At 62.1% G+C, this 26,675-nt stretch carries 19 protein-coding genes, 5 tRNA genes and 3 rRNA genes; 23 read left to right on the top strand and 4 right to left on the bottom strand.

Translation table 11 applies throughout. The features are described 5' to 3' along the window. Positions 1–21 precede the first annotated feature (21 nt). The 4 genes from pstS to pstB all read left to right on the top strand — a co-directional run bounded on the left by pstS (position 22) and on the right by pstB (position 4,193). Complete coding sequence (gene pstS, locus CAFEA_RS09230; protein ID WP_063937240.1) at positions 22–1,173, top strand: phosphate ABC transporter substrate-binding protein PstS; 1,152 nt, start codon at positions 22–24, stop codon at positions 1,171–1,173. A 155-nt stretch (positions 1,174–1,328) separates the two neighbouring features. Next, entirely contained in the window at positions 1,329–2,399 is a 1,071-nt protein-coding gene (gene pstC / locus CAFEA_RS09225) for a phosphate ABC transporter permease subunit PstC (RefSeq protein ID WP_082855646.1), read from the top strand. A 151-nt stretch (positions 2,400–2,550) separates the two neighbouring features. Beyond that, positions 2,551–3,378 (top strand): phosphate ABC transporter permease PstA, encoded by an 828-nt coding sequence (gene pstA / locus CAFEA_RS09220; protein WP_243427189.1) that lies wholly within the window; start codon positions 2,551–2,553, stop codon positions 3,376–3,378. Between the two features lie 38 nt (positions 3,379–3,416). After that, positions 3,417–4,193 carry a phosphate ABC transporter ATP-binding protein PstB gene (gene pstB, locus CAFEA_RS09215; protein WP_063937239.1) on the top strand — a complete coding sequence of 259 codons (777 nt, stop codon included), beginning with the start codon at positions 3,417–3,419 and terminating at the stop codon, positions 4,191–4,193. A gap of 66 nt (positions 4,194–4,259) precedes the next feature. Here the strand turns inward: pstB and CAFEA_RS09210 are convergent, their stop codons facing one another. Together CAFEA_RS09210 and dusB are read right to left on the bottom strand one after the other, a co-directional pair. Beyond that, positions 4,260–4,991: a phosphate signaling complex PhoU family protein gene (locus CAFEA_RS09210; protein WP_035000032.1), complete on the bottom strand. Its 732-nt coding sequence runs from the start codon at positions 4,989–4,991 to the stop codon at positions 4,260–4,262. 26 nt (positions 4,992–5,017) lie between these two features. Next, a complete protein-coding gene (gene dusB / locus CAFEA_RS09205; RefSeq protein WP_143313341.1) occupies positions 5,018–6,178 on the bottom strand; it encodes a tRNA dihydrouridine synthase DusB in 1,161 nt (386 codons plus the stop codon). 189 nt (positions 6,179–6,367) lie between these two features. On the opposite strand from dusB, the gene scpC reads away from it, so the two are divergent. From scpC to CAFEA_RS09145, 12 genes are all read left to right on the top strand, one after another. After that, positions 6,368–7,876 carry a succinyl-CoA:acetate CoA-transferase ScpC gene (gene scpC / locus CAFEA_RS09200; protein ID WP_063937237.1) on the top strand — a complete coding sequence of 503 codons (1,509 nt, stop codon included), beginning with the start codon at positions 6,368–6,370 and terminating at the stop codon, positions 7,874–7,876. A gap of 52 nt (positions 7,877–7,928) precedes the next feature. Then, a tRNA-Lys gene (locus CAFEA_RS09195) sits at positions 7,929–8,001 on the top strand. Positions 8,002–8,140: 139 nt separating this feature from the next. Next, positions 8,141–9,844: an alpha-keto acid decarboxylase family protein gene (locus CAFEA_RS09190; RefSeq protein ID WP_063937236.1), complete on the top strand. Its 1,704-nt coding sequence runs from the start codon at positions 8,141–8,143 to the stop codon at positions 9,842–9,844. 26 nt (positions 9,845–9,870) lie between these two features. After that, positions 9,871–10,635, top strand: coding sequence for a zinc transporter ZupT (gene zupT, locus CAFEA_RS09185; RefSeq protein ID WP_063937235.1), 765 nt, complete (start codon positions 9,871–9,873; stop codon positions 10,633–10,635). A 9-nt stretch (positions 10,636–10,644) separates the two neighbouring features. Next, the gene (locus CAFEA_RS09180; RefSeq protein WP_063937234.1) at positions 10,645–11,058 is read left to right on the top strand and encodes a YccF domain-containing protein; all 414 of its coding nucleotides are present in this window, start codon (positions 10,645–10,647) and stop codon (positions 11,056–11,058) included. Between the two features lie 69 nt (positions 11,059–11,127). Beyond that, positions 11,128–11,200, top strand: a tRNA-Glu gene (locus CAFEA_RS09175). A 1-nt stretch (position 11,201) separates the two neighbouring features. Continuing rightward, positions 11,202–11,278: transfer RNA gene (locus CAFEA_RS09170), tRNA-Asp, on the top strand. 1 nt (position 11,279) lies between these two features. Further along, on the top strand, positions 11,280–11,762 hold the full coding sequence (locus CAFEA_RS09165) for a VWA domain-containing protein (RefSeq protein WP_082855645.1): 483 nt from the start codon (positions 11,280–11,282) through the stop codon (positions 11,760–11,762). 28 nt (positions 11,763–11,790) lie between these two features. Then, positions 11,791–12,021: a hypothetical protein gene (locus CAFEA_RS09160; protein ID WP_143313343.1), complete on the top strand. Its 231-nt coding sequence runs from the start codon at positions 11,791–11,793 to the stop codon at positions 12,019–12,021. Between the two features lie 65 nt (positions 12,022–12,086). Beyond that, positions 12,087–12,160, top strand: a tRNA-Asp gene (locus tag CAFEA_RS09155). Between the two features lie 28 nt (positions 12,161–12,188). After that, positions 12,189–12,261 (top strand) — tRNA-Phe (locus CAFEA_RS09150). Positions 12,262–12,318: 57 nt separating this feature from the next. Then, positions 12,319–12,609 carry a GNAT family N-acetyltransferase gene (locus tag CAFEA_RS09145; protein WP_063937286.1) on the top strand — a complete coding sequence of 97 codons (291 nt, stop codon included), beginning with the start codon at positions 12,319–12,321 and terminating at the stop codon, positions 12,607–12,609. On the opposite strand, the gene epsC is transcribed toward CAFEA_RS09145, so the two are convergent. Both epsC and cysK read right to left on the bottom strand, forming a co-directional pair. Further along, positions 12,610–13,209: a serine O-acetyltransferase EpsC gene (gene epsC / locus CAFEA_RS09140; RefSeq protein WP_063937287.1), complete on the bottom strand. Its 600-nt coding sequence runs from the start codon at positions 13,207–13,209 to the stop codon at positions 12,610–12,612. It abuts the gene before it with no gap. Between the two features lie 106 nt (positions 13,210–13,315). After that, positions 13,316–14,257 carry a cysteine synthase A gene (cysK, locus tag CAFEA_RS09135; protein WP_063937288.1) on the bottom strand — a complete coding sequence of 314 codons (942 nt, stop codon included), beginning with the start codon at positions 14,255–14,257 and terminating at the stop codon, positions 13,316–13,318. Between the two features lie 263 nt (positions 14,258–14,520). Between cysK and ramA the strand changes: the two genes are divergently transcribed. The 7 genes from ramA (at position 14,521) to CAFEA_RS09100 (ending at position 26,674) form a co-directional block, all read left to right on the top strand. Then, positions 14,521–15,363, top strand: a complete 843-nt coding sequence (gene ramA, locus CAFEA_RS09130; RefSeq protein WP_035000287.1) for an acetate metabolism transcriptional regulator RamA — start codon at positions 14,521–14,523, stop codon at positions 15,361–15,363. Positions 15,364–15,408: 45 nt separating this feature from the next. Then, positions 15,409–16,659: a UDP-N-acetylglucosamine 1-carboxyvinyltransferase gene (murA, locus tag CAFEA_RS09125; RefSeq protein WP_035000286.1), complete on the top strand. Its 1,251-nt coding sequence runs from the start codon at positions 15,409–15,411 to the stop codon at positions 16,657–16,659. A 550-nt stretch (positions 16,660–17,209) separates the two neighbouring features. After that, a 16S ribosomal RNA gene (locus tag CAFEA_RS09120) occupies positions 17,210–18,726 on the top strand. 391 nt (positions 18,727–19,117) lie between these two features. Then, positions 19,118–22,204: ribosomal RNA gene (locus CAFEA_RS09115) — 23S ribosomal RNA — on the top strand. Between the two features lie 155 nt (positions 22,205–22,359). Further along, a 5S ribosomal RNA gene (rrf, locus tag CAFEA_RS09110) occupies positions 22,360–22,477 on the top strand. The 16S, 23S and 5S rRNA genes sit together here, the layout of an rRNA operon. A gap of 861 nt (positions 22,478–23,338) precedes the next feature. Continuing rightward, on the top strand, positions 23,339–24,145 hold the full coding sequence (locus tag CAFEA_RS09105) for an ABC transporter ATP-binding protein (protein WP_172796709.1): 807 nt from the start codon (positions 23,339–23,341) through the stop codon (positions 24,143–24,145). Next, positions 24,146–26,674 carry an ABC transporter permease gene (locus CAFEA_RS09100; protein WP_063937269.1) on the top strand — a complete coding sequence of 843 codons (2,529 nt, stop codon included), beginning with the start codon at positions 24,146–24,148 and terminating at the stop codon, positions 26,672–26,674. The last annotated feature ends 1 nt before the right edge of the window (position 26,675 follow it).

Raw genomic sequence — 26,675 nt, 5'->3', positions numbered from 1 at the left:
TTAGCACCGGAAAGGTATCCCGTGATCCGTAACTTCAAGCGCACCGCCGCAATCGCTGGCGTCGTTGCCCTCTCTTCCGCTTCCCTCGTCGCTTGCGGCGACTCCGAGGACAACGCAGCTACCGAAGCTGTTGAGTCCGCAACCGAGGCTGTTTCCTCCGACGACAAGGACGGCAAGGACGGCGACGCGAAGTCCGGCGACTACGAGCTGTCCGGCCAGGAAGGCACCCTCGTTGCTGAGGGCGCTTCCTCCCAGCAGAACGCGATGGACTACTTCGCGTCCGTCTACGCATCCGAGGTTCCGGGTGCTCAGCTGGCCTACACCCCGTCCGGCTCCGGCTCCGGCCAGAAGAACTTCATCGCCAACCAGGCTGTCTTCGCTGGCTCCGACTCCCCGCTGAAGGACGACCAGGTTGAGGCTGCTGCAGAGCGCTGCGGCGGCAACGAGGCTTGGCACCTGCCGTTCGTCGTCGGCCCGGTCGCCATCGCCTACAACCTCGAGGGCGTGGACGAGCTGAACCTGTCCATCGACAACATCGTCGAGATCTTCCAGGGCGTCATCACCACCTGGAACGACCCGAAGATCGCAGAGAACAACGAGGGCGTTGAGCTTCCGGACGCTCCGATCAACGTCTTCTACCGCTCCGACGAGTCCGGCACCTCCGACAACTTCCAGAAGTTCCTGGCTGCCGCTTCCGACGGCAAGTGGGAGTCCACCGGCAAGGCATTCCCGAACGCTGTGGGCACCGGCGCCAACGGCTCCTCCGGTGTGGCACAGGAGGTCAACGCAACCGAGGGTGCAATCACCTACGTTGAGGCTGGCTTCGCTGACAAGAAGGCCAACATCGACTTCGGTGGCGGCCCGGTCGAGCTGACCGACGAGGCTGTTGAGAAGACCCTGGACAACCTTGAGTTCAAGACCGAGGGCCACAACATGGTCGTCGACGCTGACAAGCTGTTCCAGACCGACGTCGCTGGCGCCTACCCGCTGGTCCTGACCACCTACGAGATCGTCTGCTCCGCAGGCTACGACGAGTCCACCTCCAAGATGGTCAAGGACTTCCTGAACGTCGCACTGGACAGCCAGGATGAGGAGCTCGCTTCCGAGGGCTTCATCCCGGTCAAGGGTGCACACGCTGAGCGTCTGCGTGAGGCTATCAACGCCATCAAGTAAACGCTGGCAAACCGGCCTCCGCGGTCTTTAACGCCGCGGTAGGCAGATAGACCCCCTCAGATTGCGATCTCGGGGGGTCTCTCTATGCGGAGACGCGGAGCGCGAGCCCCAATTTCCGCCGTCCACAATGATTCATCTTCGAAGGATTCGAGCAAATGGCTGCTAACGATCACCTCGACCGCGGTGCAGGGCCCGCGAACACCACTGATCCTGTAAACCAGAACTCCACGGGCACCACTCTGACCAAGGAGCACGAGGAAAAGGCTCCCCTGACGGGCGAATCCGGCAAAGGTGCCGGCGTGAAGCGCCCCGGCGACCGCGTCTTCGAGTTCCTCTCCACCACCTCCGCAACCCTAATCACTGTGCTGGTCGCGGCGATCGGCATCTTCCTGCTCATCCAGGCCCTCCCGCCCCTGATGCGTAACGACCGTGGCGTGCTGGGCTTCCTCACCTACGGCGGCCAGTGGCAGACGGCGAACCTGGAGGCGATGAAGTTCGGCATTCCGAACATGTTCCTCTCCACGGTGACCATCTCCCTCATCGCGCTGATCATCGCGATGCCGATTGCGCTCGGCGTGGCGCTGTTTTTGTCCAACTACTGTCCGGAGAAGCTGGTTCGCCCGCTGGGCACCCTGGTGGACCTGCTCGCCGCCGTGCCGTCGATCGTCTACGGCCTGTGGGGCGCGCAGGTGCTCGGTCCGCTGCTGGGCGACTTTTACAAGTGGGTCAACAGCTGGGGCGGCGACTTCTTCCTGTTCGCCACCTACCAAAACTCCCCGCCGTTCTCCACGGCCCGCAACATGATGACCGGTGGCATCGTCCTGGCCATCATGATTCTGCCGATCATCGCCGCAACCGCCCGCGAGATCTTCGTGCAGACCCCTCCCGGCCAGATCGAGTCTGCACTGGCGCTCGGCGCCACCCGCTGGGAAGTTATCCGCATGACCGTGATCCCGTTCGGCATGTCCGGCTTCATCGCCGGTTCCATGCTGGGCCTGGGTCGCGCACTGGGTGAAACCATGGCACTGTACATGGCCGTGGCACCGGCGAACGACTTCCGCGGCTCCCTGTTCGACGGCGGCACCACCTTCGCCACCGCGATCGCCAACGCCGCCGCGGAGTTCAGCAACCCGGTCTCCGCAGGTGCCTACATCGCAGCCGGCCTGGTGCTGTTCCTGCTGACCTTCATCGTCAACTCGATCGCGCGCGCGATCGTTAACAAGTAAGGAGCGGAAAGCAGAAATGTCTACTGCAGTACCGAATAACGGCTCCTCCGAGGTAGCTATCAAAAACCCCGCTCCGGCACGCAGCTCTCGCGGCACCGGCGAGAGCCCGTTCACGGACATCGCTTCAAGCCGCAAGACCACCAACTCCATCATGGGTGGCCTGATGTGGCTGTGCATGATCCTCGCGCTGATCCCGCTGCTCTGGCTGCTCATCACTGTGGTCTCCCGCGGCCTGGGCGCCGTGATCGACCCGGCCTGGTGGACCCAGGACATGGTCGGCGTCCGCTCATCCAAGGAAGGCGGCGGCGCACTCCACGCCATCGCCGGTACCCTCATGCAGACGCTAGTTGCGTCGCTGTTTTCCATCCCGATCGGCATCTTCACCGCGATCTACCTGGTGGAGTACTCCAACGGCAACAAGCTGGGCAAAATGACCACCTTCATGGTGGACATCCTCTCCGGTGTGCCGTCCATCGTTGCGGCGCTGTTCGTCTACGCCCTGTGGATTACTATCCTGGGCCAGCAGCGCTCCGGCTTCGCGGTGTCGCTTTCGCTGATCCTGCTCATGATCCCGGTTGTGGTCCGCAACACCGAGGAGATGCTGCGCGTGGTTCCGATGGACCTGCGCGAGGCATCCTACGCACTGGGTGTTCCGAAGTGGAAGACCATCATGCGCATCGTGCTGCCGACTGCGCTGTCCGGCATCGTCACCGGTGTCATGCTCGCCATCGCTCGTGTGATGGGCGAGTCCGCCCCGGTGCTGATCCTCGTCGGCTCCACCCCGACCACCAACTGGTTCAACATGTTTGACAAGCCGCAGTCCTCACTGCCGCTGTTCATGCTGGACATGTGGAAGTCCGGTGCAACCGGCCCGGCAAACGACCGACTCTGGGGCGCGGCGCTGACGCTCGTGATCCTCGTTGTCACCCTGAACCTGCTCGCACGTTTCGTGGCGAAGCGCTTCTCGGTCAAGAAGTAACCCACCCGCGTTCCCACACCCACCCAGGAGATACCCAGATGTCTACCAAGCTCGAACTCAACGACGTCAACATCTACTACGGCGACTTCCACGCCGTGCAGAACGTCAACATGCAGATCCCGTCCAAGGCTGTGACCGCCTTCATCGGCCCGTCCGGCTGCGGCAAGTCCACCGTGCTGCGCACCCTGAACCGCATGCACGAGGTCATCCCCGGCGCGTACGTGGAGGGCGAAATCCGCCTCGACGGCAACGACATTTACGGCAAGAACGTCGACCCGGTCGCCGTGCGCAACACCATCGGCATGGTGTTCCAGAAGGCTAACCCGTTCCCGACCATGTCCATCGAGGACAACGTCGTGGCAGGGCTGCGCCTGTCCGGCGAGAAGGACAAGAAGAAGCTCAGGGAGGTCGCCGAGCAGTCCCTGCGCGGTGCGAACCTGTGGGAAGAGGTCAAGGACCGCCTGGACAAGCCGGGCGGCGGCCTCTCCGGCGGTCAGCAGCAGCGTCTGTGCATCGCGCGTGCGATCGCGGTGCGCCCTGAAGTTCTGCTTATGGACGAGCCCTGCTCCGCCCTGGACCCGATCTCCACCCTGGCCGTGGAGGACCTCATCCACGAGCTGAAGAACGAGTACACCATCGTGATCGTGACCCACAACATGCAGCAGGCTGCGCGTGTGTCCGACAAGACCGCCTTCTTCTCCCTCGAGGCCACCGGCAAGCCGGGCCACCTGGTGGAGTTCAACGACACCACCACCATCTTCGAGAACCCGGAGCAGAAGGAGACCGAGGACTACATCTCCGGTCGCTTCGGCTAAAGCATTCCGCTTTCCGACGCCCCCTACGGTGCACCACGCACCGTAAGGGGCGTCGCCCTTTTGCACCTATTTCTGGATGCGGAACTTGCGCTCGATGGTGGCGAATTTCTCCGCCGGGTCGTAGTCCACCTCGTCTCGCTGCTGCACGTACGCCTCAGGTTTGAGCCCGGTGATGAGGAAGACCATGCGGCGGCCCACGCTGACGCAGCGGTCGGCGTAGCGTTCGTAGTAGCGCGCCAGCATAGACACGTCGACGGCTTCCCGGTTGGTGAACTGCCATTCCCGGTCGGTGACCAGGGTGCTGAGGAATGCCTTCATATCGTCCACACCTTCGTCGATAGTGTGCAGCTCCACGGCAGCGTCCGCGTCAGGCTCGACCAGCAGTTTCCGCGTCGCGGCACCCATCTCGTAGACGAGGCGGACGAGCTCCTGGACGTAGCCATGCAGCTGCTCAGGGTAGACGGGGGAGGGGTGGCGCAGGCGGGCTAACAGCGCAATGTTCTTTGCAAGGGACCCCATGCGTTCGAAGCTTTCCACGATGTAGATCGCGGAGACCACTTGGCGCAGGTCGTAAGCGACGGGGCTGTGCAGCGCGAGCAGGCTCATGCTGCGTTCTTCGCAGCGCTGGCCGATCTCCTTGAGCGCGTCGGTGGCTGTGAGGGCTGCCTCGGCGTCCTCTAAAGACTGCTCCAAGAGCGCGGCTGTGGCGTATTCCATAACTTCGCGCACGGAGTCGCACATCTCGAGGACGTCTTCGTTGAATGCCTGAAGATGTTCCCTGTACACGGTGCGTAGCATGGCTACATGCTACGGGAACCGGGGTGTTACCCGCCGTTATTTTCAATTTCGGCGCCTTCCGGCACGGTGTCGTCCTGCGGGTCGTCCAGCCATCCCTCGGGCAGCGCGATCTTGCCGGCGGAGCCCTGACGCCCACGGGCGTCGTCGGCGTGCTGGGCCTTCTCTTCAGAGTCCGCGATGGGGACGAGGCGCTCTTTCAGCTCTGTTAGGGAGCTGACCTGGGCTAGCGACTTGCGGAATTCGCCGCCCACGGGGAAGCCGCGCAGGTACCAGCCGGTGTGTTTGCGGATGTCACGGCAGGCGTGTTCCTCGCCGTCGTGGGCGGCCAGCAGCTCCGCGTGGCGGTAGATGATGCTTGCAACCTGCCCCAGGGTGGGCTCCGGCGGGATCTCCTCGCCGCGCAGCTGAGCGCCGAGTTGGGCGAACAGCCACGGCCGTCCCAGGCACCCGCGGCCGACCTCCACGCCGTGGCAGCCGGTCTGCTCCATCATCTTCGCCGCGTCATCGGCGGCGAAGATGTCGCCGTTGCCGATAACGGGCACGCCGGTGCCGTCCATATGCTCGACCAGGCGGCCGATTTCGTCCCAGTGCGCCGTGCCCGAGTAGCGCTCGGCGCCGGTGCGGGCGTGCAGCGCCACGGCGGCCGCGCCGGCTTCGGCGGCGATCCTTCCCGCATCGAGGTGCGTGTGGTGCTCGTCGTCGATGCCGATGCGGAACTTCACCGTGACCGGGATGCCGGAGCCTTCGGCAGCGCGCACCGCTGCGTCGACGATGTTGCCGTAGAGGCGTCGCTTGTACGGGATGGCGCAGCCGCCGCCTTTGCGGGTGACCTTGGGCACGGGGCAGCCGAAGTTCATGTCCACGTGGTCGGCGATGTTTTCCTCCACGATCATGCGCACGGCTTCGTAGGTGAACTTCGGGTCCACGGTGTACAGCTGCATCGACCGCGGGGTCTCCACGTCGGCGAAGCTGGTCATGTGCAGGGTTTTCTTGTTGCGGGCCACCATGGCGCGCGCCGTGATCATCTCGCAGACATACAAGCCGGAGGAGGTGCCGGTGAGCTCCTCTTCGATCTCGCGGCACAGCACGCGAAACGGCATGTTTGTCACCCCGGCCATCGGCGCGAGGATGACGGGGGAGCTCAGGTCAATGCCGCCGATTGTCAGGGCGGGGGCAACTGCAGTCATAGTGCGGCCCATTCTTCCTGTGCAGCATGGGTCCCGTCCAATCGTCGGGTTTACGCCCGTTCGGGGGTACGGTCCCGTCGATAAGCACTTGCTTTACGACGCACTCCGCCCGAATTCTGGCAGTGGGGCGTACGTCACAATATTGTGGGGAATGTTATCTACCCGCACGAAACGATTTGAGGGAGCATCATGAGCGACCGCATTGCAAGCGCCAAGCTGCGCGACAAGGTCATGTCCGCCGAAGAGGCCGTCCAGTTTGTCAACCACGGCGACAAGGTCGGCACCTCCGGCTTCACCGGCGCCGGCTACCCCAAGGCCCTGCCGGCCGCGATTGCGGAGAAGGCGAAGGCCGCCCACGACAAGGGCCAGGACTTCTCCATCGACATGTACACCGGCGCCTCCACGGCCCCGGAGTGCGACGGTGTGCTGGCAGAGGCTGGTGCGCTGCGCTACCGCATGCCATACCAGTCCGACCCGACCATGCGTAAAAAGATCAACGCCGGCGAGATGAAGTTCCAGGACATCCACCTGTCGCACTCCGGCATGCTGGTTGAGCAGGGCTTCTTCGGCGAGGTGGACCTGGCCATCGTCGAGGCCGTGCGCATCACCGAAGAGGGCAACATCGTCCCGTCTTCCTCGGTGGGCAACTCCGTGGAGTTCCTCAACGCCGCGAAGAAGATCATCATCGAGGTCAACGAGTGGCAGTCCGAGGAGCTCGAGGGCATGCACGACATCTGGACCGTGCCGCCGCTGCCGAACCGCATCCCGATCCCGATCACCAAGTGCGGCGACCGTATCGGCACCACCTACATCGAGATCGACCCGGAGAAGGTCATCGCCGTGGTTAAGACGGATGCGCCCGACCGCAACGCCCCGTTCAAGGCGCCGGACGAGATCTCCGAGCAGATCGCCGGCAACTTCCTGGACTTCCTCGAAAACGAGGTCAAAGCCGGCCGCCTGGCCTACGACGGCTACGTCATGCAGTCCGGCGTGGGCAACGTCCCCAACGCCGTGATGGCGGGCCTGATGGACTCCAAGTTTGAGAACATCCAGGCCTACACCGAGGTGATCCAGGACGGCATGGTCGACCTCATCGACGCCGGCAAGATGACCGTGGCGTCCGCGACCTCGTTCTCCCTGTCGCCGGAGTACGCGGAGAAGATGAACAGCGAGGCGTCGCGCTACCGCGAGTCCATCATCCTGCGCCCGCAGTCCATCTCCAACCACCCGGAGGTCATCCGCCGCACCGGCCTGATCGCGTCCAACGGCATGATCGAGGCGGACATCTACGGCAACGCCAACTCCACCCACATCAACGGCTCCCGTCTGATGAACGCGCTGGGCGGCTCCGGCGACTTCACGCGCAACGCCTACATCTCCTCCTTCATCTCCCCGTCGGTGGCGAAGGACGGCGCGATTTCTGCCATCGTCCCGTTCGCGTCCCACATCGACCACAACGAGCACGACGCCATGGTCTTCATCACCGAGTACGGCGTGGCCGACCTGCGCGGTCTCGCACCGCGTGACCGCGTGGCCAAGATGATCTCCATCGCCCACCCGTCGTACCGCCCGCTGCTGGAGGAGTACGTCGAGCTCGCTTCCAAGTGCAAGTACCAGGCAACCCCGCACGATCTGCGCCACGCCTTCGACTTCCACCTGCGCATGGAAGAGACCGGCACCATGCTGAAGCAGGACTAAGCCAGCCCCGATTTCCGGGCTAATGGGCCCACGGGCTACCATTAGCCCCCGCGGGCCTTTAGCTCAGTTGGTAGAGCTACGGACTTTTAATCCGCAGGTCGCGGGTTCGATCCCCGCAGGGCCCACCTTCAACCCCCGTCACACACCGTGGCGGGGGTTTGTTGTGCGCGTCACAATGAAGCGGGGGAGTCGCCAAGATTATGGTGCTATCAATACGGGTGTTGCATACCGTGGGTGATCCAACGGTCCTACAGAAAGGCAACCATGACTACCACCGTCGGCCACTACCTGGCCACCCGACTTGAGCAAATCGGCCTGGACCACTACTTCCAGGTTCCGGGTGACTATAACCTGCAACTGCTGGATGAGCTGCTGAAGAACGACAACCTGAAGATGATGAGCTGCACCAACGAGCTCAACGCCGCCTACGCCGCCGAGGGCTACGCCCGCGCAAACGGCGCCTCCGCCTGTGTGATCACCTTCAACGTAGGCGCATTCTCCGCGCTCAACGGCGTCGCCGGCGCGTACGCGGAACGCCTGCCCATGATCTTCATCTCCGCCGGCTACAACACTAACGACGAGGCGTCCGGCCGCTTCCTGCACCACACCATCGGCACGACGGATTACTCCTACCAAGAGGAGATGTTCCGCCCCGTCACCTGCAAGACGGTTCGCATCCTCACCGCCGAGGAGGCACCGTCGCTTATCGACGACGCCATCGCCACCGCCCTGCGCGAATCCAAACCGTGCTACATCGAGATCGCTTCCAACTTGGCGGACGCCGAGTGCGCGGACCCGCAGCCGAGAACGTTCGAGCGTGCGTGGGAGGTCGACTACGACCAGGAGGCGGTCGAGCGGGCGGCATCCGAGATCGCCGAGCGAATCAACGCTGCGGAAAAACCGCTCCTGCTTGCCGGCCCGCACCTGCGCCCGTACGGTGCCATCGACGCTTTCAAACGTGTGGCGGAGACCATCGGATGCGCGGTGGCCGTGCAGCCGAACGCCAAGAGCTTCTTCCCGGAGGATCACCCGCAATTCATCGGCCACTACTTGGGCAATTCCTCCGCTCCAGGTGCAGAGGCCATGGTGGACCTTGCCGATTGCGTGTTGGCTGCGGGCCCGATGTTCACGGATTACTCCACGGTGGGTTGGACGACCACGGTGCCGAACGACTCCGGCTACATCGCCGTTGCCGAGGACGGCGTGACCACGCCGGGCGCAAAGTACACTAACCTGCCTATCGCCGCTGTGCTGGAGGCACTCGAGGCAAAGGTGGAGCGCAACACCGCCACACTCGACCAATACAACCGGGACGACATCACCGGTGAGGCGGCCGACTACACCCCTGCAGAGGATTCGGCTCCGCTCACCCGCGCCGAGATGGTGCACCAGATCAACGAGCTGATCAGCGCCGATTCCACGCTGTTCGCTGAAACCGGCGACTCCTGGTTCAACGGGATGCACATGCAGCTGCCAGGCGGCGCGGGCTTTGAGATTGAGATGCAGTGGGGCGCCATCGGCTGGTCGGTGCCTTCCGCCCACGGATACGCCATAGCTAAAGGCAACGAGCACCACACGATCCTCATGGTCGGCGACGGCTCATTCCAGCTCACCGCCCAAGAGGTGTGCAACATGATCCGCTACGAGGACAACATCACCGTCATCGTGGTGAACAACAAGGGCTACGTCATCGAATCCGCCCTGCACGAGGGCCCATACAACTATTACAAGAACTGGGACTACGCAGGCCTGGTCAGCGCATTCAACGCGGGCGACGGCGAGGGCATCGGCATCACCGCCACCACTGCCGGCGAGCTTCGCCAGGCGCTTCGCATCGCCAGCGAAAACACCCGTCGCCCCGTGGTCATCGAAGCGCAGATCCCGCACGACGATATGACGCAGGATCTGGTCAAGTGGGGCAAGCCCGTCTCGGCGGCGATTGGGCGTCCGCCCGCTAGCGCCCAGTAGGGCAACTAGGGGCTAGAGTTACCCGCATGAATGTTGCGCTTGCGTTCGGGCTCTCGCTCTTCGCCGGCCTTTCCACCGGCCTCGGCGGCCTGCTTGTGGCGCTCAAGCGCAACCCCAGCGACAAGTTCCTCGCTGCTTCGTTGGGATTTTCCGCCGGCGTGATGGTCTACATCTCGCTGGTGGAGCTGCTGCCGGAGGGGGTCGCCTCGCTCGGGGGCGACGACAGGGCGCAAGTGTGGGGCACCGTCGCGTTCTTCGCGGGCATCGCCGTCATCGCGTTGATTGACAGGTTCGTGCCCGAAGAGATCAATCCACACGAAGACCCTTCGGGCGGAAAAACCATGCGCAATGTCGGCGTGGTTACCGGGTTAGCCATCGCGGTGCACAACTTCCCGGAGGGGTTCGCCTCCTTCATCGCGGCGCTTGAAGATCCTGCGCTGGGCCTTCCGATTGCTATCGCGATCGCCATCCACAACATCCCGGAAGGTGTGGCCGTGGCGGTGCCGCTACGGCAGGCCACCGGGCAGAAGTGGAAGGCCGCCGGCTGGGCCACGCTGTCCGGGTTGGCCGAGCCGTTGGGTGCTCTTATCGGGTTCCTGTTGCTTCGCCCGTTCCTGGGCCCGGAGACGCTCGGCGTGGCCTACGCCGCCATCGCCGGGATCATGGTGTTTGTCAGCCTGGACAAACTGCTTCCCACCGCCATCCAGACCGGCCGCCACCACACCGCCATCTACGGCCTCATCGCAGGTATGGCGGTCATGGCGGTGAGCCTGCTCGTCTTGCCTGGCTAGGATCCAGGTATGGGTTTACTTCGCTTCATTCTCAACATCATCTGGTTTCTCACCGCGGGCATTTGGTTGTTCCTCGGCTACGTGCTGGCGGGCATCATCGCGTGCGTGCTCATTGTGACTATCCCGTTCGGGGTGGCGTCGTTCCGCATCGCAGGTTTCGTTATCTGGCCGTTTGGCCGCGAGGTCGTGCAGGGCGATACCGGGGCGTTTGGCCTGCTCGGCAACGTCATCTGGTTTATCGTCGCGGGGCTGTGGCTGGCCATCGGCCACGTCATTACCGCGGCTGCCCAAGCGGTCACCATCATCGGTCTGCCGCTGGCGTGGGCGAACCTCAAGCTCATCCCCGTCACCTGCTTCCCGTTCGGTACCCAGGTTGTTCGTTCCAACGATGACCGTTCGCGCATGACTCCGGTCGCCCGTTAGCCAGCCGAACTGCGTATTTGGTTGATATAGGCGCGCTGTCGTATGATGGGCGAGCTGTCTTTTTGACAGGCCCCCATCGTCTAGAGGCCTAGGACTCCGCCCTTTCACGGCGGCAACACGGGTTCGAATCCCGTTGGGGGTACGGCCCTGTGGCGCAGTTGGTTAGCGCGCCGCCCTGTCACGGCGGAGGTCGCGGGTTCAAGTCCCGTCAGGGTCGCCAAATGCACGCCAGTTCTCGGAAAACCGGGGACTGGCCTTTTGCTATCTCCAGAACATCTGTTGCCGCGGAATCGAGCACTGCAGTCAGCGCTGAGACGAAGACGCTGTCGAGCTCTACCACGAGGGCGTCGGCAAGCGGAGGCTCCGCTGACGCGAAGGGTGTTCTGATTCTGGATGCGTCCTACTCCATGGTCGAGGAGGACGCCGAGGGGCCGCGTATCGACGCGGCGAAGAAAGCGACCCGCGAGCTCGTTGATTTCCTGCCGGATACCGCGCAGATGGGGCTCATTGCCTACGGCGCGCAGGAATCCAACGCGCCCGACAACCGCGAAAAAGGCTGCAAGGACATCCAGCGCCTCGTGCTAATTGGCAAGGTGGACAACCAAAAGTTCGGCGCGGCTATCGACGGGCTGACGCCGAAGGGCTACACACCGATGGGCAACGCGCTGCGCAAGGCACGACACCAGCACTCCCTACCAGGGTGAGTAATACATCTGGGTCGGCATGGGGCGGGTGCATGAAGGCTATGACATCACTGGCGCGGAGCAGCCTTTCGAGTTCGAGGTGGCCATGGATGGCGAACTTGGCAACGGCGGCCCGGATTGGACGCCGACGCATGAAGACGGATCGGAGCGGGGCTGCTCGGCGGTCGTGTTCTTCCTCGCACGTGGGCGTCGAAGAGCAATCCGGGCCTGCAACCTCCCGTACGCTGGCGATTTGTGGCCGATCGAGGGTGCTGTGTAATGTATCAACTCGTGCAAGAGACAGTGTGAAACACACTGGAAGGCGCACTGAAAACAACAGAATAAGGCCCTGTGGCGCAGTTGGTTAGCGCGCCGCCCTGTCACGGCGGAGGTCGCGGGTTCAAGTCCCGTCAGGGTCGCTGAATTGCTTGGCAAACGAGTAGTTCCGGCCAGATAGCTCAGTTGGTAGAGCACACGCCTGAAAAGTGTGGGGTCGCCAGTTCGATCCTGGCTCTGGCCACACTCCCGAAACCCCTTCCGCGGCAATGCGGAAGGGGTTTCGCATATAGTCGGCTGCATGTCTGAGAACCCGGAAATATCCGTGCAGAAGAACGAGACGGAAAACCAGTACGAAATCCTCGTGGGCGGGGAAGTGGCGGGCTTTGCCACCTACGCCGACGCGAACGGTGTGCGCGACCTGCCGCACACCGTGGTGGACCCCAAATTCCGCGGCCAGGGCCTGTCCAAGCCGCTTATCCAGGCGGCGCTCGACGACGCCCGCGCAGACGACATGTTGGTCACCCCGTCCTGCCCCGCTGTTGAGCGCTACATTGAGCAAAACCCGCAGTACCGGGACCTGCTGGCGTAACTAGATGATGTAGCTGCCCGGATCGATGTAGCTGTCCGGGTCCACCAGCTTCACGCACTCGTCCGTCTTACGCGGACGGACCTTCGCCGGAATACCAACTGCGATGGAATTTTCCGGCACGTCCTTGGTCACCACCGCGTTCGCGCCGACGGCGGAACCGGCACCGATGGTCACCGGGCCCAGCACCTTCGCGCCCGCGCCGATGGTGACGTTGTCGCCGATGGTGGGGTGGCGTTTCGTCTGCGTGAGCACCTGCCCGCCCAGGGTGACGCCGTGGTAGAGCATTACGCCGTCGCCGATCTCCGCAGTTTCGCCGATCACGATGCCCATGCCGTGGTCGATGAAGAACCGGCGGCCGATTGTCGCACCGGGGTGGATCTCAATGCCGGTGAAGAACCGGTTCAGCTGCGCCAGGATGCGCGCCGGGCCCTTCCAGCTCCGTTCCCACATTGCGTGGCAGAGGCGGTGCACCCAGATGGCGTGCAGACCCGAGTACACCACCGCGTTTTCGACGTCGCCGCGTGCGGCGGGATCGTGATCGCGCGCGTTCGCCAGGTCCTCGCGGACAGTGGAAACAACCTTTGCAGCCAGGGAAAGCATGGGGCGCAGTGTACCAAGCGGTTCATTTTCTGTGGGGATAAAAATTCCCCCGGCGCCGGATGGTGTCGGTGCCGGGGGGCGACAGCTCGTCGCTAAGCAAAAGTGCTTAGTCGCGGATGTCCTCGTACAGGACGGTGGAGACGTAGCGCTCGCCGAAGTCCGGAATGATCACCACGATGGTCTTGCCCGCGTTCTCCTCGCGCTCGGCCAGCTCCAGCGCTGCCTTAACGTTCGCGCCTGCGGAGATGCCGCCGAGGATGGCATCCTTCACCGCGAGCTCGCGGGAGGTGGACACCGCGTCCTCGTTGGTCACGGCGATGATCTCGTCCACGACGTTGCGGTCCAAGGTGCCCGGGATGAAGTTCGCGCCCAGACCCTGAATCTTGTGCGGGCCAGCCTCGCCCTTGGACAGCAGCGGGGACGCAGCCGGCTCGACGGCCACGGCCTTGACGTCCGCCTTCTGCTCCTTGAGGTACTTGCCGGCGCCCGAGACGGTGCCGCCAGTGCCCACACCTGCGACGAGGATGTCCACCTCGCCGTCGGTGTCTTCCCAGATCTCCGGGCCGGTGGTGGCGTAGTGGATCTTTGGGTTGGCCTCGTTCTCGAACTGGCGGGCCAGAATGGCGCCCTCGTTCTGCTCTACCAGCTCGTTGGCCTTTTCCACGGCACCCTTCATGCCGGCAGCGCCCGGGGTGAGCACGATCTCAGCGCCGTACGCGCGCAGCAGCACGCGGCGCTCGTTGGACATGGTTTCCGGCATGGTCAGGATGACCTTGTAGCCCTTCGCGGCACCCGCGAGTGCGAGCGCAATGCCGGTGTTTCCGGAGGTGGCTTCGACGATGGTGCCGCCCGGCTTCAGGTCGCCGGACGCCTCGGCGGCCTCGATGATGGCTTTGCCGATGCGGTCCTTGACGGAGTTTGCCGGGTTGTAGAACTCCAGCTTGGCCAGCACACGGGCCTTGGAGCCGTTGGCCTCGGTGATGTCAGTGAGTTCCACCAGCGGGGTGCCGCCGATGAGGTCGAGAACGTTGCTTGCGATCTTCGCCATAAGTCATCCCCTCCTGGGGTTTTCTTGGTTTGTTGCGTTTCCAGTGACAGCATACACGCCGAAGTAGACAGTATGGTTTGTCGGTAGTGTACTGTCCGGTACGGAAGGGGTTTCGGTGGGACGCGTCTCGCGCTTTGAGAGCGGGGTTAAATTTGGCTACCCCCGTTCGCGCGATATGATCACTGTGGTTTTTGAGTCCTGTTCGGATTCGGGTGTGCCCCAAATGGGTGCCCCCGAAACGGTGGAAGGCGACACGTATGACGATGGATGCGCAGCGCATCAAGGACGACGATGACGCGATTCGCGCGGCGCTGACCGCGCTGAAGACCGCAACCGGCATTCCAGTGGCGATGTACGGCACTCTCTTGTCGGACAACCGGATCCAGATCACCCAATGGATCGGCCTGCGCACTCCGGCACTGCAGAACCTCAGCATCGCTGAGGGCGCTGGCGTTGGCGGCCGTGTCGTGTCTACCCGCCGCGCCGTGGGTATCGCCGACTACACGCGCGCTTCTGTGATCTCCCACGAGTACGACCAGCAGATTCAGGACGAGGGCCTGCACTCCGTCGTGGCCGTGCCGGTGATCGTGCAGCGCGAGATCCGGGGCGTTTTGTACGTCGGCGTGCATTCGCCCGTGCGTCTGGGCGACAAAGTTATCGAAGAGGTCGCTATGACCGCCCGCACCCTCGAGCAGGAGCTTGCGGTCAATGCGGCGCTGCGCTCCTCCGACGGCGGGGACCGGGCTGGCGCGAAGTCCGGGCGTGCGATGAACGGCGCGGAGTGGGAGCAGGTGCGCGCGACCCACTCGAAGCTGCGCATGCTGACGAACCGGGTGGAGGACGAGAAGCTGCGCAAGGAGCTGGAGCAGCTCTGCGAGCAGCTGGTGTCTCCGGTCGCCGTGAAGCAGACCACCAAGTTGTCGGCGCGCGAGCTGGACGTGCTTGCCTGCGTGGCCCTTGGGCACACCAACGTTGAGGCTGCCGCGGAGATGGGCATCGGTGCTGAGACCGTGAAGTCCTACCTCCGCAGCGTGATGCGCAAACTCGGTGCTCACACCAGGTATGAGGCGGTCAATGCCGCCCGTCGCATCGGCGCGCTGCCTTAAGCATTTGCCTATCGACGTCGCTTGCGGTTCTGTACTGTGGCGGACGTGAAAGAACGGTTTTTGGTTTCAGGTGGCGCCCGGCTTGCGGGCGAAGTTCGCGTCGACGGCGCCAAGAACAGCGTGCTCAAGCTGATGGCCGCAGCCCTTCTGGCCGAAGGCACCACCACGCTGCGTAACTGCCCGCAGATCCTTGATGTTCCGCTGATGCGCGACGTCCTGGTCGGGCTGGGCTGCGAGGTGGACATCGAAGGCGACGTGGTGCGCATTCACACCCCGGCCGAGGTTTCCCCGCACGCCGACTTTGATGCGGTGCGCCAGTTCCGCGCCTCCGTGGCGGTGCTAGGACCGTTGGTGGCCCGCTGCACCGAGGCGTATGTGGCGCTTCCCGGCGGCGACGCGATCGGGTCCCGACCGCTGGATATGCACCAGTCCGGCCTGGAGAAACTGGGCGCGACCACGCATATCGAGCACGGAGCAGTGGTGGCGCGTGCCGAGAGACTCACCGGCGCCTCCATCAAACTGGACTTCCCGTCCGTGGGAGCGACGGAGAACATCATCACCGCAGCCGTGCTCGCGGATGGCCGCACAGTGCTGGACAACGCGGCGCGCGAACCGGAGATTGTGGACCTGTGCACCTTGCTGAACTCCATGGGCGCGCGTATCGACGGTGCCGGCACGTCCACCATCACTGTCGATGGCGTCGATTCGCTCTCGCCGACGGAGCACACGGTGGTCGGCGACCGCATCGTCGCCGGCACGTGGGCGTACGCGGCCGCGATGACGCAGGGCGACATCACCGTCACCGGTGCGGCACCCGGGCACCTGCACTTGGCCCTTTCGAAGCTGAAGCTCGCGGGCGCCGACGTGGAGACGTATGACAACGGATTCCGCGTGCGCATGGACCACCGCCCGCGCGCCGTGGACTATCAGACCTTGCCATACCCGGGATTTCCCACCGACCTGCAGCCCATGGCGATTGCGCTGTCCGCGATTGCCGACGGCGTATCCGTGATCACCGAGAACGTCTTCGAGGCGCGCTTCCGGTTCGTGGACGAAATGCTGCGCCTGGGGGCTGACGCGCATGTGGACGGCCACCACGTCATGTTGCGTGGGGTGAACAACCTGTCTTCGACCGACGTCTGGTCTTCCGACATCCGTGCAGGCGCCGGCCTCGTGCTCGCCGGTCTGGTTGCAGACGGGGTGACCACCGTGCACGAGGTGCACCACATCGACCGCGGCTACCCGGCTTTCGTCGAGCAGTTAAACGCGCTTGGTGCACATGTTGAACGCGCTTAAAAACCGACTGTGCGCTGCGGGTTTGTGTTGTGTGTGGGGTGTGTGTAACTTATATCGAGTCAGCGAGACCGACAACGCCCCGCTGGAAGGTGAGATTCTTTCCGGTTTGTGTGGCGGGCAGGAAAACAATCGCTGGTAGATTCCAAAGTCACTTTGATGCTGGCTCACTGTGTGTGGGTTGGTGTTGGGTGTGCTGGTGTTGTTTGAGAACTCGATAGTGTGCCAATGTACTTTTGTTGCGTGGGTGTGTTTGCCTGCCTCTTTTTGTGCACTGTGTGGTGTGCGCCTTTTTGGGTGTGTGCCGGTGGTGGCGTGGTTGAATTCCAATGATGGATCGCGTCATCTTTTGGTTCATAGTGTGCGTGGGGTGTGGTTGAACATGTTTCACGTATTTTGATCGGCCCTGCTTTATAACCCCGTCGGGTTGGGGTCGGTTGTTGAACCTTGTAATTTTTGGATTTTTGCCAGTCCGGCGCCTGTTTGGGTGTTGGTTGGTTTGTTTTTGGTTGGGTATTGGGCTTTTCACGGCCTGTTTCTTTCTGAAACGTTTTTTGTGGAGAGTTTGATCCTGGCTCAGGATGAACGCTGGCGGCGTGCTTAACACATGCAAGTCGAACGGAAAGGCCAGTGCTTGCACTGGTACTCGAGTGGCGAACGGGTGAGTAACACGTGGGTGATCTGCCCTGCACTTCGGGATAAGCCTGGGAAACTGGGTCTAATACCGGATAGGACCACATTTTGGATGGTGTGGTGGAAAGTTTTTCGGTGTGGGATGAGCTCGCGGCCTATCAGCTTGTTGGTGGGGTAATGGCCTACCAAGGCGTCGACGGGTAGCCGGCCTGAGAGGGTGTACGGCCACATTGGGACTGAGATACGGCCCAGACTCCTACGGGAGGCAGCAGTGGGGAATATTGCACAATGGGCGCAAGCCTGATGCAGCGACGCCGCGTGGGGGATGACGGCCTTCGGGTTGTAAACTCCTTTCGCTAGGGACGAAGCTTATTTGTGACGGTACCTGGAGAAGAAGCACCGGCTAACTACGTGCCAGCAGCCGCGGTAATACGTAGGGTGCGAGCGTTGTCCGGAATTACTGGGCGTAAAGAGCTCGTAGGTGGTTTGTCGCGTCGTTTGTGTAAGCCCGCAGCTTAACTGCGGGACTGCAGGCGATACGGGCATAACTTGAGTGCTGTAGGGGAGACTGGAATTCCTGGTGTAGCGGTGGAATGCGCAGATATCAGGAGGAACACCGATGGCGAAGGCAGGTCTCTGGGCAGTAACTGACGCTGAGGAGCGAAAGCATGGGTAGCGAACAGGATTAGATACCCTGGTAGTCCATGCCGTAAACGGTGGGCGCTAGGTGTGAGTCCCTTCCACGGGGTTCGTGCCGTAGCTAACGCATTAAGCGCCCCGCCTGGGGAGTACGGCCGCAAGGCTAAAACTCAAAGGAATTGACGGGGGCCCGCACAAGCGGCGGAGCATGTGGATTAATTCGATGCAACGCGAAGAACCTTACCTGGGCTTGACATACACCAGATCGCCGTAGAGATACGGTTTCCCTTTGTGGTTGGTGTACAGGTGGTGCATGGTTGTCGTCAGCTCGTGTCGTGAGATGTTGGGTTAAGTCCCGCAACGAGCGCAACCCTTGTCTTATGTTGCCAGCAATTCGGTTGGGGACTCGTGAGAGACTGCCGGGGTTAACTCGGAGGAAGGTGGGGATGACGTCAAATCATCATGCCCCTTATGTCCAGGGCTTCACACATGCTACAATGGTCGGTACAACGCGTTTGCGAGCCTGTGAGGGTGTGCTAATCGCTGAAAGCCGGTCGTAGTTCGGATTGGGGTCTGCAACTCGACCCCATGAAGTCGGAGTCGCTAGTAATCGCAGATCAGCAACGCTGCGGTGAATACGTTCCCGGGCCTTGTACACACCGCCCGTCACGTCATGAAAGTTGGTAACACCCGAAGCCAGTGGCCTGTTAAAGGGAGCTGTCGAAGGTGGGATCGGCGATTGGGACGAAGTCGTAACAAGGTAGCCGTACCGGAAGGTGCGGCTGGATCACCTCCTTTCTAAGGAGCTTTTATTTTGTGTGCCCACAGTTGTGGGCGAATGTGGTTGAGTCGCCGAGTGTGTGACTGCCACTGTGTTGTTTTTGCCGGGTGGAGGCATACCCGTAGGTCGCCGTGTCATCGAAGGTGGTGATGGTGGTGCCTGGTTGGGGTGTGTGCTGCGTGGTGTTGGGGTTGGTGGATACACCATATTGCGTGACAAAAGGGGTTTTTCGTTGGTGCACTGTTGGGTGTCTGGGGCAGCATTGGTTGTTCCTGTTGGGCCCTGCGTACACGGCTGCGTTGTTGTGGTTGGTTGTGTGTGGGGTTGTGTTGTGTGAGAACTGTATAGTGGACGCGAGTATCTTTCTTTTTTGTGTTTTGGTGTTTATACCTGTTTGTTTGTGTGTCCGTGTGTTTTGTTACGGGCGTATGGTGGATGCCTTGGCATGCTGAGCCGATGAAGGACGTGTGAGGCTGCGTTATGCCTCGGGGAGTTGCCAACAAAGCGTTGATCCGAGGATGTCCGAATGGGGAAACCCAGCACCGGTTGTGTGGTGTTACCCGCAGGTGAATTCATAGTCTGTGTGGGGGTTGACGCGGGGAAGTGAAACATCTCAGTACCCGTAGGAGAAGAAAACAATTGTGATTCCGTGTGTAGTGGCGAGCGATAGCGGATGAGGCTAAACCGTGTGCGTGTGATACCTGGCAGGGGTTGCGTGTGCGGTGTTGTGGGGCGCAAATGTTGCAGGCTGCCGACTGCAAGCGCAACGCATATGCATCAGCGGAAGCATCTGGGATGGTGCACCGGAGTAGGTGATGAGTCCTGTACGTGAAGGTGTGTGTGGTTGTGTTGTTTGTGTTCCCGAGTAGCAGCGGGCTCGTGGAATCTGCTGTGAATCTGCCGGGACCACCCGGTAAGCCTAAATACTCAGTGTGACCGATAGTGGATGAAGTACCGTGAGGGAATGGTGAAAAGTACCCCGGGAGGGGAGTGAAAGAGTTCCTGAAACCATGCGCTTACAATCCGTCAGAGCACCTTGTGTGTGATGGCGTGCCTTTTGAAGAATGAGCCTGCGAGTCAGCGGCATGTCGCGAGGTTAACCCGTTTGTGTGGGGTAGTCGTAGCGAAAGCGAATCCGAATAGGGTGGCAAGTGGCATGTCCTGGACCCGAAGCGGGGTGATCTACCCATGGCCAGTGTGAAGCAGCTGTAAGAGGTTGTGGAGGCGCGAACCCACTTAGGTTGAAAACTGAGGGGATGAGCTGTGGGTAGGGGTGAAAGGCCAATCAAACTCCGTGATAGCTGGTTCTCCCCGAAATGCATTTAGGTGCAGCGTGATGTGAGCTTGCCGGAGGTAGAGCTACTGGTTGGTTGAGCGGGACTATCATCTTAGCGACGTCAGCCAAACTCCGAATACCGGTTATAGTGGTGCATTGCAGTGAGACTGTGGGGGATAAGCTTCATAGTCGAGAGGGAAACAGCCCAGATCGCCGGTTAAGGCCCCTAAGGGTGTGCTAAGTGGAAAAGGATGTGGGATCGCGAAGACAGCCAGGAGGTTGGCTTAGAAGCAGCCATCCTTGAAAGAGTGCGTAATAGCTCACTGGTCGAGTGGTTCCGCGCCGACAATTCAGTGGGGCTCAAGCACACCGCCGAAGCCGCGGCAAACAATTTTGTTGTTTGGGTAGGGGAGCGTCGTGTGTGGGGTGAAGCCGTATCGGAAGGAGCGGTGGACTGCATGCGAGTGAGAATGCAGGCATGAGTAACGAATGGCAAGTGAGAATCTTGCCCGCCGGATGACTAAGGGTTCCTGGGTCAAGTTCGTCTTCCCAGGGTGAGTCGGGTCCTAAGGCGAGGCCGACAGGCGTAGTCGATGGTTAACGGGTTGATATTCCCGTACCCGTATGTGCGCGCCCAGTATCGAAGCGGTGAGACTAACCACCCTGATCTGCCGATCGTTGCCATCCCTTCGGGGATGGTTGGTTGGTGGTGATGCGTGGGGCCTGATCCGTTGTAGGTCAGTGATGGGGTGACGCAGTGAGGTAGCTAAGCCGCTTATTGGATTGCGGTGCAAGCGTGTGGCACGACAACATTGGTCAAATCCGGTTGTCATCAAGTGTGAGGCGTGATGCGTAGCCCGAATCGGGTGATGTTGGTGATCCTGTACTGCCGAGAAAAGCCTCTAGCGATGTGCATGTACGGCCCGTACCCATAACCGACACAGGTGGTCAGGTAGAAAATACTAAGGCGAGCGGGTGAACTGTGGTTAAGGAACTCGGCAAAATGCCCCCGTAACTTCGGGAGAAGGGGGACCACAACCGGTGACACACATTCGTGTTGAGCTGGTTGGGGTCGCAGAGAAGAGAGGGGAGCGACTGTTTATCAAAAACACAGGTCCGTGCGAAGACGGTTAAGTTGATGTATACGGACTGACGCCTGCCCGGTGCTGGAAGGTTAAGAGGACCCGTTAGGACGTTGTCCGAAGCGGAGAATTTAAGCCCCAGTAAACGGCGGTGGTAACTATAACCATCCTAAGGTAGCGAAATTCCTTGTCGGGTAAGTTCCGACCTGCACGAATGGCGTAACGACTCCCCTGCTGTCTCAACCACAGGCCCGGTGAAATTGCAGTACGAGTAAAGATGCTCGTTTCGCGCGGCAGGACGAAAAGACCCCGGGACCTTCACTATAGCTTGGTATTGGCATTCGGTGCGGTTTGTGTAGGATAGGTGGGAGACTTGGAAGCATGCACGCCAGTGTGTGTGGAGTCGTTGTTGAAATACCACTCTGACCGTAGTGGATATCTAACCTTGGCCCATGATCTGGGTTGGGGACAGTGCCTGGTGGGTAGTTTAACTGGGGCGGTTGCCTCCCAAAATGTAACGGAGGCGCCCAAAGGTTCCCTCAGCCTGGTTGGCAATCAGGTGTGTAGAGTGTAAGTGCACAAGGGAGCTTGACTGCGAGACTTGCAAGTCGAGCAGGGACGAAAGTCGGGACTAGTGATCCGGCACCTACTTGTGGATGTGGTGTCGCTCAACGGATAAAAGGTACCCCGGGGATAACAGGCTGATCTTCCCCAAGAGTCCATATCGACGGGATGGTTTGGCACCTCGATGTCGGCTCGTCGCATCCTGGGGCTGGAGTAGGTCCCAAGGGTTGGGCTGTTCGCCCATTAAAGCGGCACGCGAGCTGGGTTCAGAACGTCGTGAGACAGTTCGGTCTCTATCCGCCGCGCGCGTTGAAACTTGAAGAAGGCTGTCCCTAGTACGAGAGGACCGGGACGGACGTACCTCTAGTGTGCCAGTTGTTCCGCCAGGAGCACGGCTGGTTGGCTACGTACGGGAGGGATAACCGCTGAAAGCATCTAAGCGGGAAGCCTGTTTTAAGATGAGGTTTCATTTGAGGTTCCCAGGAGACTACTGGGTTGATAGGCCGGACCTGGAAGCACAGCAATGTGTGGAGGCGACCGGTACTAATACACCAATAAACACCAATCACACACCAATAGGTTGTGAACACCGCGAAGAAACACACAAGCTTGTTGCTTGCGTCCACTGTGCAGTCACTGACACAACACACCACCGGCGATACAACCGGTTGGCCAACAATAATTGCATCACGCTGATTGTTAATCAGCCGACCATGCCCCAAAGGTGTGTCGGTGGTTGATGGCGGCGGGGAAACGCCCGGTCCCATTCCGAACCCGGAAGCTAAGCCCGCCCGCGCCGATGGTACTGCCCCCGGGAGGGAGTGGGAGAGTAGGTTACCGCCGACCCAACAACTTCACACAACACACCCGCCGCACCAACACTGATGGTGCGGCGGGTGCTTTGCTATGCCTGGCCCGAACCCACCTGGCTAGACTCCGCATTGCGGACAACACCAGATACACCAACTATTGGCGCTTACCCACGAAAGTCCGGGGTGCAATTCCGCCTTGCGGACAACCACACCCGCACCCATCATTGGTGCACACCAACCAATTCCGTGCCCGGGCCTCACTCCGCATTGCGGACAAGCACAGTGGCACCCATCATTGGTGCACACCCATGAAATCCCCGGGGCGAAATCACCCGGCGGGCCGCGACCTGCCAACTAGGGGCCACATAGGTCGCGGGGACAGCACACGCAGCCACGATGACGCCGACAGTGGGGCGAAAGTCGAGTACCGGACGTCGAGTACGCCCGCGTACACCGACGGACTCGACCTCCACTACTCGACCAACAACGCACCCACAACAACCCAGGTACGGTCCACACTCCGCATTGCGGACAACCCCAGATGCACCCATCATTGGCGCACACCCACGAAAGCCCGGCCCCACCAAACTCCGCATTGCGGACAACTGGGCCTGCACCAACAATGGGTGCTTACCCACGGACCATGTAGCTGGCGGTCTCGTAAAAGTTGACACAAAGCGCGCGATTTCCCACCTGGGCAACCAGCGGCCGAAAACGGCTGGACCGTCAACGTTTACGAAAGCCGCCGCCGCGAACATCCGCATTGCGGACAACCTGCCGACCCCCATCATTGGGGAACACCCACGAATTCTTCAAGGGAGTAGCTAACGACCTTCCCCGCCTTACCGGGTGCGTATAGTCCCGGAGGAACGGAATGACAGGGAGGCGAACCTCGATGGCTGATTCGGACGAGATCCTTGAGACAGAAACACCCCACACAGGTGCACCCGGCACAGGAACGCCAGAACCCGCAGTGAGCGGGGCTGCGGCACGAGCGGTGTCGCTGGTCAAGACGTATGGCAAGGGCGATACCGAAGTCAGAGCGCTCGACGGCGTCGATATCGAGTTCGGCCGTAACGAGTTCACTGCGATTATGGGACCGTCCGGTTCGGGGAAGTCGACGCTCATGCACGTGATGGCGGGGCTTGACTCCGCCACCACGGGGTCGGCGTACATCGGGGAGACAGATCTGTCGGAGCTGAATGACAAGGAGCTCACGACACTGAGGCGCGACCGCCTCGGATTCATCTTCCAGTCCTTCAACCTGGTTCCCACTCTCACCGCCGCTGAGAACATCACGCTGCCCACGAGCATTGCGGGCGGCAAGGTTGACCAGGCGTGGTTCGATGAGGTTACTGCGCGCCTCGGCCTAGCCAAGCGCCTGGATCACCGCCCGGCGGAGCTGTCGGGAGGCCAGCAGCAGCGCGTCGCCTGCGCCCGCGCGTTGGTGAGCCGCCCTGAGTTGATTTTCGGCGACGAACCGACGGGGAACCTGGATTCCAACGCGTCGCGCGAGGTCCTGGAGATTCTCCGCACGGCGGTGGATAAGGACGGGCAGACGGTGGTCATTGTCACGCATGATGCCCGTGCTGCGTCCTATGCCGACCGGGTGGTGTTTTTGCGTGACGGCAACATCGTCGACGAGATGCGCGACCCGGACATGGATTCCATCCTCCGCGTCATGGCTGGCATGGAGGACTAGATGGCCGACACGCTGACGAAGGTCTCGCTGCGCAACGTCGCAGCGCACAAGCTGCGACTCGCGCTGACGGTGCTGGCAGTTGTGCTGGGCACGGCGTTCCTGTCGGGTGCGCTGATGTTCACGAACATGCTGTCCGCCACGTTCGATTCTGCGGTGGACACGGCGCTCGAGGACGTGGATGCGGTGGTGCGCCCGACCGAGGGCAGCATCGATAGGGACACGTTCGACGCCATCAGGGGCACCGAGGGCGTCGATCGGGTGAATGTGTTCGTGGATGTTCCTGTGGTCGTCGCTAGGCAAGATGAAGTTGCGATTCAGACGCAACTCGGAACCTCGCGCCTCATGCCTTTCTACGGCGAAGGTGAGGCAGTGGGAAGGGCGCCTTTGCTTATCGACGGCTCCGCTCCCACCGCCGCCGGCGACATCGCCGTCAACGCGAACGGCGCGCAGAAGTACGGCATCGAGATGGGCGAGAAGCTCATCGTGGTAGACAAGGACGGGCGCAACGAGTTCACCGTCACGGGGTTGTATGAGGACCCGCTGGCGCAGGAAACGTCGCTGGTGCTGCGGGTGGGGGAGCAGGCATACCTTGACGTGTACCGGGATGGCGCGTCGGTGCCGGCGGTGACGGTGGATGGGGGACAGGGGGTCGTCGATAGGTTGAAAAGCGAGTTTCCTGAGTTGGAGGTGCGCGCGGGCGCGGATGTGGCCGAAGAAATCTCCCAGCAGATTCGGGATGGCCTGAGCTTTGTCAGCTACTTTTTGGTCGCGTTCGGCCTGGTGGGCTTGTTGGTGGGGACGTTCCTCATTGCGAACACCTGCTCCATGATCGTGGCGCAGCGTACCCGCGAGTTCGCGCTGCTGCGCGCGCTGGGGGCCGCGCGCGGGCAGATCACCCGCTCGGTGGCGTTCGAGTCCGCCCTGGTGGGTGTGATTGGCTCTGCGCTCGGCGTCGCCGGTGGCGTGGGGCTGGTGGCGCTGATCCGGGTGGCGATGGCGCGCTACGGCATGCCGCTACCGGATGCGGGTACGGGCCTGTCCGTGCGCGCGGTGGTAGTGCCGATTGTGGTGGGCACGCTGGTGACGGTGCTCTCAGCCCTGGCGCCGGCGCGCAAGGCGGGGCAGGTCAAGCCGGTGGAGGCGATGCGTTCCAGCGAGGCCGCCACGCCGCAGCCGCTGCGTTGGCGCACTGTCGCGGGTCTTGTCCTGGTGGCCACGGGCGTGGCCGCCGCGGTGTACGCGATGGGCTGGGACGACGGACCGACCGGGCGCCGAGCGGCCCTGGTGGGGGCGGCGGCGCTGGCTGCGATTACCGGCCTGTTCTTGTCCGGCCCGGCGCTGAGCTTGCCGGTGGTGCCGCCGCTGGGCAGGGTCATCGGCGCGCCGTTCGGCGCGGTGGGCACACTCGCCTCCACAAACACGCGCCGCAACCCGCACCGCACCGCCACCACGGCGTTTGCACTGATGCTGGGCATTGCGCTTGTGACGGTGATTGGCATGCTGGGCGCGTCGATGAAGCGCTCGGTGGATGACGTCGCCACCAGCGAGGTGTCCGCGGACTTCGTGCTCTCCGGACCGCAGAACGGGGTGTTCCCGCTGCCGGAGGACCTGCCGGAGCGCCTGCAATCGGTCGAGGGCGCTGGCGAGACAGCCGCCTACACCCAGGCGCCGATCTCGGTGGACGGGCAGTTCGGCTACCAGCTCGGCGGTTTCGGCGTCACCGACGTGCTGCGCGGCGACCCGGCGGACCTGATCACCCTGGACATGGTTGCGGGGAGCTCCAGCCTGGACGGCAACACCATCATCGCGCCCGAGCCGCTGGCGCAGGAGCACGGCTGGCGCGTCGGCGACACGTTGACTGTCGCCGGGCCCAGCGGGGAGTCGGTTCAGGCAACCCTGGGCGGGCTGTTTGCGCCGTCAAATATCTTGCAGTCGTTTGTGGTTTCCGACGAGGCGGCCGCCGCCACGGGCGCGCGCGGCACGGGCCGGATCCTCATGATCGGTGTGAACAACGACGGCACGGTGGACGAGGACCAGCTGCGCGCCAACCTCGAGGAGCTGGTGCGCCACGACATTGTGGTGCAGGTGCGCTCCACGCAGGATATGGCCGGCGAGGTCTCCGCCATGATCGACCAGATGCTGTTCATCCTCTATGCGCTGCTGTCCCTGGCGGTGGTGATTGCGGTGCTGGGCATTGTGAACACGCTGACGCTGTCGGTGATAGAGCGCCGCCAGGAGATCGGCATGTTGCGCGCGGTGGGCACGCAGCGCCGCCAGATCCGGACGATGATCACGCTCGAGTCGGTGCAGATGACGGTCTATGGCGCGATCCTCGGCGTGCTGTTGGGGCTCGGTTTGGGGTGGGCGTTCCTTACTGTCCTTGAGGCGAAAGGCTTAACGACGATCGTGGTCCCGTGGCCGCTCATCGGCACCGTGCTTGGCGGCTCGTTTGTCGTCGGTTTGTTGGCCGCGGTGTGGCCGGCCGGCAGGGCCGCGAAGACGCCGCCGCTGGACGCGATCGCGGAGTAGG

This window comes from Corynebacterium afermentans subsp. afermentans (assembly GCF_030408355.1).
Classification (GTDB): Bacteria; Actinomycetota; Actinomycetes; order Mycobacteriales; family Mycobacteriaceae; genus Corynebacterium; species Corynebacterium afermentans.
The sequence above is the reverse complement of the archived record's forward strand: the minus strand, read 5'-3'. Positions and strand labels throughout refer to the sequence as shown.